Origin of the sequence: Ornithinimicrobium pratense, assembly GCF_008843165.1 — a bacterium.
GTDB classification, from domain to species: Bacteria; Actinomycetota; Actinomycetes; order Actinomycetales; family Dermatophilaceae; genus Ornithinicoccus; species Ornithinicoccus pratensis.
In genome coordinates, this window is the sequence record NZ_CP044427.1 from 3,368,911 (window position 1) to 3,383,159 (window position 14,249).

At 70.3% G+C, this 14,249-nt stretch carries 11 protein-coding genes; 3 read left to right on the forward strand and 8 right to left on the reverse strand.

Going from position 1 to position 14,249, the window contains the following annotated elements; translation table 11 throughout:
- Positions 1-71: 71 nt before the first annotated feature.
- The 7 genes from FY030_RS15440 to FY030_RS15470 form a co-directional block, all read right to left on the reverse strand.
- The gene (locus tag FY030_RS15440) at positions 72-839 is read right to left on the reverse strand and encodes an ABC transporter ATP-binding protein (protein WP_202879720.1); all 768 of its coding nucleotides are present in this window, start codon (positions 837-839) and stop codon (positions 72-74) included.
- A complete protein-coding gene (locus FY030_RS15445) occupies positions 836-1,666 on the reverse strand; it encodes an ABC transporter ATP-binding protein (RefSeq protein ID WP_158062406.1) in 831 nt (276 codons plus the stop codon). The genes FY030_RS15440 and FY030_RS15445 overlap by 4 nt, the downstream gene beginning before the upstream one ends.
- The gene (locus FY030_RS15450; protein ID WP_158062407.1) at positions 1,663-2,736 is read right to left on the reverse strand and encodes a branched-chain amino acid ABC transporter permease; all 1,074 of its coding nucleotides are present in this window, start codon (positions 2,734-2,736) and stop codon (positions 1,663-1,665) included. Before FY030_RS15450 ends, FY030_RS15445 begins: the two co-directional genes overlap by 4 nt.
- Positions 2,733-3,578: a branched-chain amino acid ABC transporter permease gene (locus tag FY030_RS15455; protein ID WP_158062408.1), complete on the reverse strand. Its 846-nt coding sequence runs from the start codon at positions 3,576-3,578 to the stop codon at positions 2,733-2,735. Before FY030_RS15455 ends, FY030_RS15450 begins: the two co-directional genes overlap by 4 nt.
- 75 nt (positions 3,579-3,653) lie before the next feature.
- The gene (locus FY030_RS15460; RefSeq protein ID WP_158062409.1) at positions 3,654-4,832 is read right to left on the reverse strand and encodes an ABC transporter substrate-binding protein; all 1,179 of its coding nucleotides are present in this window, start codon (positions 4,830-4,832) and stop codon (positions 3,654-3,656) included.
- Between the two features lie 121 nt (positions 4,833-4,953).
- The gene (locus FY030_RS15465) at positions 4,954-5,367 is read right to left on the reverse strand and encodes a RidA family protein (protein WP_158062410.1); all 414 of its coding nucleotides are present in this window, start codon (positions 5,365-5,367) and stop codon (positions 4,954-4,956) included.
- Positions 5,364-6,131 (reverse strand): SDR family NAD(P)-dependent oxidoreductase, encoded by a 768-nt coding sequence (locus FY030_RS15470; RefSeq protein WP_202879721.1) that lies wholly within the window; start codon positions 6,129-6,131, stop codon positions 5,364-5,366. Before FY030_RS15470 ends, FY030_RS15465 begins: the two co-directional genes overlap by 4 nt.
- Positions 6,132-6,208: 77 nt before the next feature.
- Here FY030_RS15470 and FY030_RS15475 point away from each other — a divergent pair, with 77 nt between their 5' ends.
- From FY030_RS15475 to FY030_RS15485, 3 genes are all read left to right on the forward strand, one after another.
- Entirely contained in the window at positions 6,209-7,006 is a 798-nt protein-coding gene (locus FY030_RS15475; protein ID WP_158062411.1) for an enoyl-CoA hydratase-related protein, read from the forward strand.
- A gap of 102 nt (positions 7,007-7,108) precedes the next feature.
- Positions 7,109-7,924, forward strand: a complete 816-nt coding sequence (locus tag FY030_RS15480; RefSeq protein WP_158062412.1) for a histidine phosphatase family protein — start codon at positions 7,109-7,111, stop codon at positions 7,922-7,924.
- Entirely contained in the window at positions 7,921-8,805 is an 885-nt protein-coding gene (locus FY030_RS15485) for an NAD(P)H-hydrate dehydratase (protein ID WP_158062413.1), read from the forward strand. The genes FY030_RS15480 and FY030_RS15485 overlap by 4 nt, the downstream gene beginning before the upstream one ends.
- Before the next feature lie 130 nt (positions 8,806-8,935).
- On the opposite strand, the gene FY030_RS15490 is transcribed toward FY030_RS15485, so the two are convergent.
- A complete protein-coding gene (locus tag FY030_RS15490; RefSeq protein ID WP_238348463.1) occupies positions 8,936-14,098 on the reverse strand; it encodes a cell wall-binding repeat-containing protein in 5,163 nt (1,720 codons plus the stop codon).
- Between the last annotated feature and the right edge of the window lie 151 nt (positions 14,099-14,249).

The window sequence follows — 14,249 nt, forward strand, 5'->3', positions numbered from 1 at the left end:
GGCCCGCGCGCAACCGGCGACACACCCCGCAGACCGTGTCGCCGGTGAGGAACAGACCGTGTCGCCGGTGGTCAGATGCCGAGCAGCTCCTCGGCGCGGGTGCGGTTGCGGCGGAACTCGTCGACGGACACGTCCCAGTGCACCGCGCCCTTCTGCATGACGACCACGTGGTCGGCGACGGACAGGGCCAAGCGCAGGTTCTGCTCCACGACGAGCACGGTCATCCCGGCGGCGCAGACCTCGCGGACGACCTCACCGACCTGCTGGACGATCGCCGGCGCCAGCCCGTCGGAGGGTTCGTCGAGCAGCAGGATCGTGGGGTTGGTCAGCAGCGCCCTGGCGATCGCCAGCATCTGCTGCTCGCCGCCGGAGAGCTGGTCGCCGCGGTTGCGCATCCGCTCGCCCAGCCGGGGCAGCAGGTCGATCACGCGCTCCCGGGTCCAGGCGCCCTGCCGACCGGACCGGTCGGAGATGTCGAGGTGCTCGGCGACGGTCAGCGGCCCGTAGACGCGTCGTCCCTGCGGCACCAGACCGACGCCCAGCTTGGCGATCCGGTCCGGCCGCGCGCCGGCCACCTCCTGCCCGGCGACGGTCACCGAGCCGGCCATCGGGCGGACCAGCCCCATGATCGTGTTGATCAGGGTCGACTTACCCACGCCGTTGCGGCCCAGCAGGGCCAGCACCCCACCCTCGGGGATGGCGATGTCGACCCCGTGCAGGACCCGGGACCCGTCGTAGCCGGAGACCAGCCCGCGGGTGGCGAGGATGGGCGTGCTGGGTGGGGCGGGCGGCATACCGGTCCCTTCTGCGGGGTCTGGCGTGGACGCGGCGGAGCTCATCCCGGCCCGTCCTCGAGGAACAGCTCCGAGGTGTCCTCGGCGCCCAGGTAGGCGTGCTGCACGGCGTCGCTGGCCCGCACCTCGTCCGGGTCCCCCGTGAGCAGGTGCTCGCCGAGGTGCAGGACGGTGACGCGGTCGGCCACCCCGAAGACGAGGTCGAGATCGTGCTCGACGAGCAGGACCGTGACCTCGGCCGGCAGCCCCAGCACCAGCTCCTGGAAGGCCATCGTGTCGGCCGGGGACATCCCGGCAGCCGGCTCGTCCAGCAGGAGCACCGAGGGCCGGGTCGCCAGCGCGACGGCGACCTCCAGCTGGCGTCGCTCACCGTGGGACAGCGAGCCCGCGGTCGCGCCGGAACGGTCCTGGAGCATGAGCTGTTCCAGGACCTCGTCCGCCTCGGCAAGCAGGGCCCGGCGCCGGGTCACCGCCCGCCAGGGCTGCCCCTGCACGCCGTGGCGGCGCTGCACGGCGATGAGGATGTTCTCCCGGGCGGTGGCGGAGAGGAAGAGGGAGGAGTGCTGGAAGGTACGGACCAGCCCGCGGCGGGCCCGGGCGTGCTCGGACAGTTTCGTCACGTCGTCGCCGTGCAGCATCACCGTCCCCGCCGTCGCCGGGAGTGCCCCGGCGACCAGCGCGAAGAGGGTGGACTTGCCCGCCCCGTTGGGCCCGATGACGGCGTGCCGGGCGCCGGGGGCGACGTCGAAGCTGACGTCCTTGACCGCCGACAGGCTGCCGAAGTCCTTGCCCAGGCCGTGCAGGCGCAGCGCGGGTGCGCCCGAAGAGCCCTGGGTATGGGGCGTGTCGCGGGTGTCCGGTCGGCTCGTCATACCTCCACCTCCCCCGCGGCGCTCTTACGCAGTCGCCGCAGCAGCCCGCCCCACTGTCTCGGGCCGCCCGCCAAGCCCTTGGGCAGCAGGTAGACGGCGAGGACGAAGAGGATGCCGAGCAGCAGGGGCCCGTGCCCGGAGGCCATCTGACCCAGGTAGTCGCGGGTGAAGATGACCACCATCGCGCCCAGGCAGGCGCCCCACATCGACCCGACGCCGCCGACGATGACCGCCAGCAGGGCCAGCGCCGCGACCTGGAAGCCCATGTCGCCGGGCGCGACGAAGCGCTGGGAGGAGGTCCACAGGGAGCCGGCGAGCGCGGCGAGGCCACCGGCGATGACGTAGGCGGCGAGTGCGTAGCTGCCGGTGCGGTAACCGACGGCCCGCAGCCGCGACTCGTTGTCGCGCAGCCCGCGCAGGGTCAGGCCCAGGGGCGAGCGCAGCAGGATGGCCACCAGGACGTAGGCGAGGATCGCGACCGCGAGCACGTAGTAGTAGATGTAGCCCTGGTTGCGCAGGCCCTCCATCCCGGGCGCGACCACCACCGGCGGGATGCCGGACAGCCCGTCGGTGCCGCGGGTGATGCCGTGCAGCTGGCCGGCGGCGCTGTAGGCGATCTCGCCGATGGCCAGGGTGATCATCAGGAAGGCGACGCCGCGGGCCCGGATGGCGACCGGTCCGGTGAGCAGCGCGGCGATGACCCCGGCGCCCACCGCGACGAGGATCTGCACGATGCCCAGCTCGGAGAAGTGGATCGCGGTGAGCGCGCCGGCGTAGGCGCCAACCCCGAAGTAGGCGGCCTGGCCCAGCGTGGGCAGGCCGGTGATCCCGGTGAGCAGGTTCACGCTCATGGCCAGCACGGCGAAGATCAGGATCTTGGTGAAGGTCATCACCGCATACGTGCCCAGCACCCACGGGATGGCGAGCAGCGCGACCAGGACGGCACCGACGACGACGCTGGTCCGCAGGTCGGGGCGGAACGGGCGCCGCGGGTCGGCCTGCGGACGGGCCCCCTGTCGGGCCCCTCGGGTGGCCTGCCGGGCCTGCGGCGCTGGCTGCGTGGTGCTCATGCGGTCTTCCCCGTCGCGAACAACCCTTGCGGCCGCACGGCCAGGACGAAGAGCATCGCTCCGAAGAGCAGGAACGGAGCGTAGGTGGGCAGCAGGGCCACGCCCAGCGTCTGGACCTGGCCGATGAGCAGCGCCCCCAGCAGCGCGCCGCGCACCGAGCCCAGCCCGCCGATGACCACGACGACCAGGGACAGCACCAGCACCCGTTGGTCAACGTGCGGCCCGGGCGCCAGGATCGGGGCACCCAGGACGCCGCCGAGGGTGGCCAGCGCGGCCCCGAAGGCGAAGACGCCGAAGAGGATCTTGCGGGTGTCGACCCCCATGGCCCGCACCATGTCGCGGTCGGCGACGGTGGCCCGGACCAGGGCCCCGACCGAGGACCGCTCGAAGGCCAGGTAGACCAGCGCCGCGAGCACGCCGGCCACTCCGATGAAGACCAGCCGGTAGAGGGGGTAGGTGTAGCCCAGGACGGTGATGGAGCCGGCCAGTGCGGCGGGCGGGGCGGCGGAGAGCGTCTCGGCGGAGAAGACCATGAGGAAGATCTCCGCGACGATGAACGAGATGCCCAGCGTCAGCGCCGCCTGGTCCAGGTGCCCGCGCCCTTGCAGCGGCGCCACGGCCGCGGCGAGCAACCCACCGCCCAGGACGCCCACGAGCAGGCCCACCACGATGGCGATGAGCAGGCCCAGCCAGCTGCCGTCGGAGAGCGCGTAGGCCGTGTAGGCCCCGGCCAGGTAGAGCGTGCCGTGCGCGAGGTTCAGCACGTCCATCATCCCGAAGACCAGGGACAGACCGACCGCCAGGGTGAACAGGAGCAGCCCGAAGGCGACCCCGTCGATCATGCTGACGAGGTTCTGGTCGAGCCAGGTGATCACGGTGCGGGCGGCAGGCGGTGCGCTGTGGACCGGGCAGGAACCTTAGCCACCCAGCTCACCCAGCTCTTCGACCACGACGTTGGTCAGCTCGCCGTCGACCTCCTGGACCTCGCGCAGGTACCACATCTGGATCGGGGTGCCGTTGTCGTTGAACCGCCAGGTGCCGCGCGGCGACTCGATCTCACCCAGTCCACCGATGGCCTCGTTGATCGCCTGGGAGTCGGGCCCGCCCGCCTCGGCGATGGCGAGGTCCAACACCTTCGCGGCGTCGTAGGAGGCCATCGCGTAGGTCGTGGGTTTGCGGTCGGTCTTCTCCTCGTAGTCGGCAACGAACTGGGCGTTGAGCTCGTTCTCCAGGTCGTAGTTGTAGTTCATCGAGGTGAAGGTGCCCAGTGCGGAGTCGCCTTGCCCGTCGAGCACGCCGCCCTCGGTGAGGAAGCCGGCGGAGTAGTGGGTGATCTCGTCCTTGAGGCCAAACTGCTCATACTGCTTGACGAACTCGACCGCGGCACCACCGGCGTAGAAGGTGAACATCGCCTCGGCGCCTGAGGAGCGGGCGTTGGCCAGGAACGGCTGGAAGTTGGTCGTGGCCGGGAACGGGGTGTAGACCTCACCCGCGATCTCGCCGGCGGCGGGCTCGAAGGTGCTCTTGAAGCCGGTGACCTCGTCGATGCCGGCCTGGTAGTCGGCGGCGAGGAAGTAGACGCTGCCCTCGGTGTTCTCCGCCACATAGGCGCCCAGTGCCTCACCCGGCTCGTCGTTGACGTAGGACGTGCGCCAGATGTACTCGACGTCGGTGAGGGTGGTCGGGGAGGCGTTGGAGCCGACCAGCGGGATCTCCCCGCCCTCGAAGAGGTCGACGATGCCGTTCATCACCGCGGAGTTCACCACGCCGGTCACCACGTGGACCTGGTCCTGCTGGACGAGGCGGTCGGCCGCCGCGCGCCCACTGTCTGCGGTCTCCCCCTCGTCGGCCAGGATCACCTCGACCTCCTGGCCACCGAGCTGGTTGTCGTGCTGGTCGAGGTAGACCTCGAAGCCGGCCCGCATGTCGTCGCCCAGGCTGGTGTAGACGCCCGACTGCGGCACGAGCAGGCCGATCTTGACCGGGCCCTCGTCGTCGTCCCCGCCGCCGCCCAGGGTGCCACCTCCGCAGGCACCGAGCGTGAGCGAGCCGGCCGCCACCAGAGCGAGCAGGTATGTCTTCGGTCGTGCGGTCATCGCTGGAAACCCTTCCTCGGGTGCACCCGGCTCCGTCGCCGGGTCGGGCTGATGGCTTGCACCATATGTCGCTTCTGTATCGCTCGTCTACAGAACGCAATAAAAAAGTGATCTGGGAGGGTCAGTCGGCCAGGCCTTCCCGAGGCTCTACGACGGCCATCCCCTGCACCTCGACCAGCGCCTCGAGGTCCCAGAGCCGCGCGACGCCGATCCCGGCGGTGGCCGGGTAGTGCGCTCCCATGAGCTTCCTCCAGACCTTTCCGATCTCGCGGCCGTGGGCCTTGTAGTCGTCCACGTCGACGATGTAGATCGTCAGGGTGGCCAGGTCGGTCGGCTCACCCCCTGCCGCGTGCAGGGAGACGAGCAGGTTGGACAGCGCCCGCTCGAACTGCTCGACGACCGTGTCGCCGACGATGACCCCCTCGGGACTGAGGGCGGTCTGCCCGGCCAGGAAGACCGTCCTGCCGGTGCCGACGACCGCATGGCTGAAGCCCTTGGGCTGGCCCAGCTCGGGCGGGTTGACGAGTTCGATCATGACTGGAGCCCTCCTCCGTCGACGTTGATCCCCTGGCCGGTCATGCCGCTGTTGCGCACGCAGGTCAGCACCGCCTCGACGACCTCCTCGACGGTGATGAGCCGGTGGAGGGGGGACTTGGCCTCCAGCGCGGCGAGCGCCTGCTCGGGGGTGCGCCCGGTCTTGTCCACGATGCCCTGCACGGTCTGGGCGGTCATCGGCGTGTCCACGTAGCCGGGGCACACGGCGTTGACGGTGACGCCCGTCCGGGCGAGCTCGGCGGCGGCGGAGCGCACCAGCCCGAGGACCCCGTGCTTGCTGGCGGTGTAGGCCGAGATGTAGGGCTCGCCGAGCTTGGCCGCCACGGAGGCGACGACGACGATCCGGCCGTGCTCGGCCTGCTTCATCGCGGGGATGGTGCGGCGCAGCAGCCGGAACGGGGCGGTGAGGTTGAGGTCGAGCATCTGCTGCCACTGCTCGTCGGTGGTCCGGTCCACCGAGGCGGAGACCCCTGCTCCGGCGTTGGCGACGACCACCTGCGGTGCAGCCCACTCCTGCTCGACCCGGTCGACCACCTCCTCGATCGCTCCTGGTGCCGTCAGGTCCGTCGGGAGCACGAGGGTGGGGCCGGCGCACCGGGCCGCGGTCTCCTCCAGCTGGTCGCGGCTGCGGGAGGTGAGGGCCACGGCATACCCCTCGTTGCTGAGGGCGGCGGCGACCCCCGCACCGATCCCGCGACCCGCCCCGGTGACCAGGGCGACGGGCTGCTCCAGACGTCTCGACACGCTGTGACCTTGCCACTATCCGTGACGACCGTCAAGATGGCGACATACTGAAAACGCGCCGCGACGAGGGAGCACACATGATCAGGCCCGAGGACTTCACCGACGTCACCTACGAGGTGGAGGAGAGCTGGGCGGTGGTCACCATCAACCGTCCGGAGCGCTACAACTCCTTCCGGGGCCGCACCGTCGATGAGCTGATCGCCGCCCTGAAGCACGCCTGGGCCGACTCGCGGGTGGCCTGCGTGATCCTCACCGGTGCGGGCGAGAAGGCCTTCTGCGCCGGCGGAGACGTCAAGGAACGGGCCGAGACCGGCAGCTACGGCGAGACCGAGTGGGGGTTGTTCCAGATCCAGCAGCTGCACCAGGTCATCCGCGACATCCCCAAGCCGGTCATCGCGGCCGTCAACGGCGTCGCGGTCGGCGGTGGCCACGTGCTGCACGTGCTGTGCGACCTGTCGGTGGCCAGCAGCACCGCCCGGTTCGGGCAGAGCGGGCCGCGGGTGGGCTCCTTCGACGCGGGCTTCGGCTCGGCCTACCTCGCGCGGGTGGTCGGCGAGAAGCGGGCTCGGCAGATCTGGTTCCTGCTCGATCTCTACGACGCCGAGACCGCCGAGCGCTGGGGCCTGGTCAACGACGTGGTCCCGCCGGAGCAGCTGATGGACAAGGCGCGCGAGTATGCCGCCAAGATCTCTTCTTACTCCCCCACCGCCCTGCGCTTCCTCAAGCACAGCTTCAACGCCGACTCCGACCACATGCAGGGCCTGGGAAATATCGCCTTCGCCGGCCTGGACCTGTTCGTGCAGACCGAGGAAGCCAAGGAGGGCGCCAACGCCTTCAGCGAGAAGCGGACGCCGGACTTCAGCCCCTGGCGCTGAGTCGCTCCCCTCGGCAGGACACGCGGGGTGGCCCCAGTGGCGGGCCACGGCGGCCGTCCGCTGCAGGTCGCGCGGTCGCAGAGCGCGCGAGATGATGCCGAGATGACCACCACCCGAGAGTCCCTGGAGAGCGCCTCGGAGGCGCGTGGCCTGGCCGAGCTAGTGCTCGTGCGGCACGGCGAGAGTATGGGCAACCTGGCCGACCGTGCGGCGTTGGACGCAGGCGAGGCCTACATCGACATCGACGTCCGAGACGCCGATGTCGAACTGTCCGAGACCGGCATCGAGCAGGCCCAGGCGGTGCGGGACTACCTGCGCAGCCTGCCTGAGGACCGGCGCCCGACCGCGGTGCTCAGCTCCCCATACCGTCGGGCCCGGCAGACGGCCGAGATCGTCGTCGAGGGTCTGGACCTGCCCCTCGTCGTCGACGAACGAGTTCGGGAGCGGGACCTCGGCGCCTTCGACGGGATGACCTGGATCGGCATCGAGCAGGAGCACGCGGACGAGTCCCGTCGGCGTCAACGGGTCGGCAAGTACTACTACCGTCCGCCCGGCGGCGAGAGCTGGGTGGACGTGGTGCAGCGGGTGCGGCAGATCCTGCTCGAGCTGCAGGAGAGGTATGCCGGGGAGCGGCTGTGGGTGTTCTCCCACCAGGCCACGGTCATGAGCTTCCGGGTGGCCGTGGAGGGGCTAGGGGAGGCTGAGGTGTTGGCCGCCGACAAGAAGACGCCGCTGGCGAACTGCTCGACGACTGTCTATCGCGCCGGCGACGACGGCCTTGAGCTGGTGACCTACGGCGACACGACGGCGGTCGACCGGGCCGGTGAGGATGTGACCCACGAGCCGTCGCACGGGGCCGGCGACGGGCAGGACGAGAGCCACCAGAGCTCCCGGCGCGCCGCGGGGCAGGGCCGATGAGCCGGCCTGCGCCGGAGGTCGTTACCCCGCACCTGCTGCGGGGATGGCCGCTGCCCGAGCTGAAGGCCGACAAGGAGTCCCGGGGCCGGGTCCTGATCGTGGGCGGCAGCCGCTACAACCCCGGCGGGGCGCTGCTCGCGGCCGAGGCCGCCCTGCGCGTGGGTGCGGGCAAGGTCCAGGTCGTGACCACCGAGTCCACCGCCACCGCACTGGCCGTCGCCCTGCCCGAGACGATGGTCCGGGGCGTGTCCGAGGACAGCACCGGGCAGCTGACGCTGGAGGCTGCTGACATCGCCGTCGAGCTGGCGCAGGAGTGCGAGGCGGTGCTCATCGGCCCCGGCCTGGGCGACCCGGAGTCGGCTCGAGCACTGACGGCCCGGATCCTGCCGGGTCTGCAGACGAGCGTGGTGCTCGACGCGCTGGCGCTGGTCGCCGTCACCGAGGATCCGTCCTGCCTGGAGCACCTGCAGGGCCGGGCCGTCCTCACCCCCAACCTGACCGAGCTGGCCCGCACCTTGGGCTGGGAGGACGCCAAGGTGGAGGCCGACCCGCGCGAGGCGGCGCTCCGGCTCGCCGCCCGGACCGGCGTCTGCATCTCCTCGGGCGGCGTCGTGACCTGGACGGCCCACCCCGACGGCCGGTCGTGGGCCGGCGCGGTCGGTGGGCCGGGACTGGGCACCTCCGGCTCGGGTGACGTCAAGGCGGGGGCGGTCACCGGCCTCTGCGGTCGCGGGGCCGAACCCTCCCAGGCCGCGGTGTGGGGCAGCCACCTGCACGGCAGCGCCGGCGACCGGCTCACGGCTGAGCTGGGGCCGGCCGGCTTCCTGGCGCGAGAGCTCACCCTGCAGATCCCACGGGTACTGGCTGAGCTGGATACCTGAAGCGTCGGCGTTCTTCTTCCACCGGCCTGGTGTCCGGGGAGGCTGTCCCAACCCGCACACACGGGCGCACACGGGCGGTGCCCCGCCGACGGGGAGGTCGACGGGGCACCGCGTGCGGGGGCTAGCCAGGTCAGTCGCGACCCAGCAGGTCCTCCAGCTCCTCGATCACCTTGTCGGCGACCGCGTCGGTCCCACCGAGCACGACGACCTTCTCCGGCCACAACCGCTCCAGAGCACGCTCGATCGCACCGGGCAGACCATCATGGCGGGTGATCAACAACGGCTCATGATCCGAGCCAGCCTTCGCGCCACCAGCCAACGCATCCGGCCAGTTCTGACCAGAAGCCAGGTAGACCGTGTCCGCGCTCGCGACCTCAGCGAACAACCGGGCCGAGGTGATCCACCGGTTCAGACCACCAGTACGCGTCGTCGGCGCCCACTGACGCAGCTCACGCACCACCGACTGGTCCACCGCACCCTCAGCACCCAGGACCGTGATCTGGCTCGGAGCCAGCGCATCCAGAGCAGCAGCAGTCGCCGACGGGATCTCCGTACGACGGACCAACAGCACCGGGTAGTCCAACGCACCAGCACGAGCCGCCGCGGACAACGCGTCCGGGAAGTCCACACCAGTAGCGACGAACACCCGATCCGCAGTACCAAACTCGGCAGCCACCGCAGCAGCAGTGCCATACCGGTTCGTACCCGCGACCCGCTCCACCGGCGCACCTGTCACAGCCGCAGCCTCGACCAGCACAGCATCCGAAACCGCGACCGGACCACCCAGCACCACCACCCGCTCCGGAGCCAGACGCTCCAGCTCAGCGATCGTGGAGTTCGGCAGCGCACCGTGCCGGGTCAGCAGCACTGGAGCATCCAACGAACCAGCCAGGGCCGAACCCGTCAACGCGTCCGGGTAGTCCAGACCAGTGGCCAAGAACACCACCTCGGCGCCCGCCTCATACGTCGAGGACACCGCCGCAGCCGTGCCATACCGGTTCCTACCTTCCCACCGCTCGACCTCAAAACCGGGCTCCGGCTCCTCCCCGGCCTCAACGACCAGGGTCACCGAGATCGACTCCAGCTCCTGCCCGGTGTCGGTGGTCACCTCCACCTGCGTGGTGTAGGTGCCCGCCTCCAGCCCGGCAGCGTCGGTGGTGAACGCGACGTCGACCGAGTCATCGGCCTCCACCGTGAACTCCTCCGGAGCCACCGTCAGCCAGTCCGCGTCGTGAGCCAGGCTCACCTCGGCGTCGGCGTCACCGGTGTTGGAGAAGGCCACCTCGGTCGTCTCCGAGCCACCGAACTCCACCGTGTGCTCCACCGTGGTCGGCTCGACCTCGATCACGCCCACCGGGGGCTCGGTGTCATCGGTGACGGTCATCGTGACCGGGATGTCGTCGACGGACTGGGGGGTGTTGCTCCGCACCCGGATGGCTGCGGAGTAGGTGCCCAGGTCCAGACCGGTGGAGTCGGTGGTGACCGTCACCTCGACGGAGTCACCGGCCTCCACGGTGAAGGTCTGGGGGTCCAGGTCCAGCCACTCGACATCGGTCGTGGTGACACAGTCGTCCCAGCCGGGCAGGCGCTCGGCGTTGGCGACCGGCGTGAATCCGCCGGTGGAGCCGCCGACCTTGACGATCCCGCAGGCGATGTCACCTCGGTAGACCGGCGTCCCGGCCGGAGCCAGCGTGGTCCACTGCCCGCCGTCAAAGGCGTAGGTGGCGTTGCTGACCGCACCCGCGCCCGCTCCCTGGACACCGCCCTGGACCACGAACATACCGTTGGCCGTCGTGGCACCGGCGGCCCAGTGCGGGGCCGGGGCGTTCTCCGCCGGGCTCCAGGCATCCGCGCCCACGTCGTAGACGTAGGTGGAGGCAATGCCGCCGGAGCCGGGGTTACCTCCGGAGCAGACCAGCTCGCCCTCGACCGCGCCGCACACCGCGAACGCGGCGCCCGTCGGGTAGTTGGCGAGGCTCTCCCAGGTGTCCGACGCCACGTCGTAGGCCATCGTGACGTTGCTCATCGGGGTGCAGTCGTTGGTGGAGCACCCACCGACGACGTACATGACCCCGTCGATCACCGCGGTCCCCGAGGCGGAGACCGCGGTCGGGGCCGAGGCCACCTGGGTCCAGGAGTTGGCACCCGCGTCGTAGACGAAGGTGTCGGTGGTGGTGGCGCTCGCCACCCAGCCGCCGCTGACGACGATCTGGTCCCCGACGGCCTCCGCGTTCATCGCCGAGGTCGCCTGCGGCAACGGCGCGGCAGCCTGCCAGGTCTGCGTGTCGGCGTCGAACCGGTTGACGTCCGCGAAGGCCGCGGTCCCGGTCGTTCCGCCCAGCACGTAGGCCTCACCCTCGAGGTTGACCATCCGGTTGTCCATCACGACCCGCGGGTAGTTCGGCAGCGACTCCCAGGTGTCGTTCGGGGCCAGGACGCCCTCATCGAGGGTGCCCACCGCGGCCTCGTCGTCCGCGAAGGCAGCGAAGCTGGTCGGGACGTCCAGCAGGACCGGCTCCAGGTCGGCGCCCTGGGCGGCCGGTGCCGTGTAGCCACCGTCCCGCTCCAGCAGCTCGACCTCGACGGTGCTGGTGCCCTCGTTGGTGATGGTCAGGGTGTGCTCCTCGACCTCGTCTGGACCCTGCGTCGAGTTGATCTCGGTCGGGTCCACGACGATCAGGCCCGAACCGAGGACGAAGTCCGCGCGCACGACGTCGCCGTCGACGACGGTCACGTCCTGCGACTGGGTCTCGTAGTTGGTGGCCGAGGCCTGGAAGGTGTTCTCCCCCGTGGTGTTGGAGAAGATCCAGTAGAACCCGTCGTCGAGGTTGTCGTCAGCCGGCGTCGCCGCCGTCAGGCCGCTCTGGTCCTCCTCGTCCACGTTGGTCACCGTGGCGCCCACGATGCCCTCGCCAGCACCGTCATAGACGTTGCCGACGACATAACCGCCTTCACCGGCGGGGACGCAGGAACGCTCGCCGACGAAGACGTCGTCGATCTGCCACCACCAGCCCCAGGTGCCCTGGTAGGTGAACCCGACGCGCACGTCGCTCTCTCCAGCCGCCATGGGCAGCTGGAGCATCTCCTCGCGCGGACCCCTGCGAGAGGCGGTCCACTGCTCGACGTCCTCCCAGGTCTCCCCACCGTCCAGGCTGACCCGGACGGTCGCACTGTCGTTGGTGAACCGGTAGTAGTCGGATTTGAAACCGACCGCCGGAGATTCATTGTCGGACATGTCGACCGACGGGGTCGCCAGAGTGGTGTTCTGGGTCTGTCCACTGCCGTAGGCGTCGGAGTTGACCACGGCGAAGCCACCCTCGCCACCGGTGAGGTTGCCCCGGTTGCCCGGGTCGTCGAAGCGCCATACCTGGCCGTTGCCCTGGTGGTCGATCACGTCCCAGCCCTCGGGCGCGCTCTCCTCGTCAAAAGTCTCCCAGACGCCGTCGGTGGTGATGTGGTAGCCGGGGGCCGTGCAGGTCACTGCGTCGACCGGGACTGCAAAATTCTCCGTCGCGTCGCCGCTGACCGTGACCTCCCGTGAGGGGGTGGTGTACCCGGGGTACTGCACCTGCACGCTGAGCGTGTAGGTGGCGCCCGAGGGGATGTCCAGGGAGTACTCCCCCGTCTCGGGGTCTGAGTAGGTGGCCTCAGGCGTGCCGTCCACCGCAATCCGGGCGTACAGCGGGAAGCCGTAGCCGGACCCGTCGGTGACGACGCCGCTGAGGCTCGCCGTGTCTGCCGGGTCGAGCGCGATGTTGACCGTGGCGGTCTCATCAGCGACGACCGTCACCGTTTCCGTCTCGGTCTCGTAACCGAACGCGCTGACCGTCAGGTCGTACTCACCGGCCGACAGCATGGTGCTGAACGCACCCTCGCTGTTGGTGACCACGGTGCGGTCCATCGGCCCGACCACGTGCACCGAGGCGTTCGCGATCGCCGAGTCGTCGGTGCTGTCGGTCACCACACCGGCGAGCGTGCCGGCGCCATCGATCGGAGCCGCGTCCACCAGGGCGCGGGCGTCGAGGCGACCCTCACCGAAGACGTTGTTGTTCTCCGGGGTGCCGCCGCACTGCAGGTTCTCGGTGTCGATCGCGGTCCCGTCGAGCAGGTTCCGCGTTCCCTCGACATCGCCCCGCAGGGCCGGCGCAGCCGACCAGGCCAGGGCAACGGCACCCGCCACGTGCGGGGAGGCCATCGAGGTGCCGTTGTAGCTGGCGTAGCCGTTGCCGGGGATGGAGGAGCGGACCGCCGTGCCGGGGGCGGAGATGTCCGGCTTGATGGTGCCGTCCTCGCCGTAGCCGCGGCCCGAGCCGGGGTTGATGGTGTGACTACTGGTGTGATTGCCCACCGAGTAGGAGATGGCCAGGCTGCCCGGTGCTCCGGAGCTCTGGCAGCCCAGGGCGCCGGAGTTGCCGTTGGCGAAGACGCCGAACTGGCCGGAGGCCGCCCAGGCCTCGATGACATCCGCCATGAACGGGTCGTTCGACGGCTGGGTCGTGCCCCAGGAGTTGTTGATGATGTGCGGGCGCATGCTGACGTCAGGGTTCTGACCGCTCAGGTCGGTCGGGGCCAGCATCCACTGACCCGATGACAGGAGGGCCGCGTCCGAGGGGCAGCAGCCGTTGGCCGCGATCCACTTGGCCCCCGGCGCCACACCGATCTGGTTGTCGCCGCCGTCGTCACCCACCATCGTGCCGGTGACGTGGGTGCCGTGCCCATTGGTGTCAGCGGGGACGCTGGGAGAGGTCCCCGCCGCGTCGAACCAGCTGTAGTTGTGGTCCGCTGTGCCGGTCTCGGCGTCCCAGCCGCGGTACTGCTCCTTCAATGCCGGGTGGTCCCACTGGGCGCCGGTGTCGATCGAGGCGACGACGATGTCCTCACCCTCGAAGCCGTCCGCCCACACCTCGGGTGCCTTGACGTCGTTGACGCCCCACTCGACCGCGTTCGGCGCCTTCTCCGGCACCGTGGGGACGATCTCGGGGATCTCGATCTGCATGGTCGGATAGATGCCCTCGACCCCCGCAGCGAGCGACATCGAGTTGACCAGGTCGGCGTCTGCGGCGCTGACCCGGATCGAGTTGGTCGCCCAGAAAGCCTCATAGTCCACCCCCTGGACGTCCAGGCTGGAGCGCAGCGTGTCCTGGCTGGACTCGGCGGTCGCCTGGAGAGCGTCCACCACCGCCTGCCCGCGCGCGTTCCAGTCCGAGATCGCAGCGAACTGCGACATGTCCGGCCGCTCGGCGAACCGGACCCAGACGTCCGCCCGCCCCTCGGCCTGCAGCTCGGCGCTCACATCGGCATCGATGGAGCCTCCTGAGCCATTCCCGTCAGGGGTGGGTGCTGCCGCAGCGGGCAACCCTGCCATCCCCGAGGTCACTAACGACGCGGCGGCCAGTGTGGCCCACCAACGCCGTCGACCCGAATGTTCCATGAACAGTCCTCTC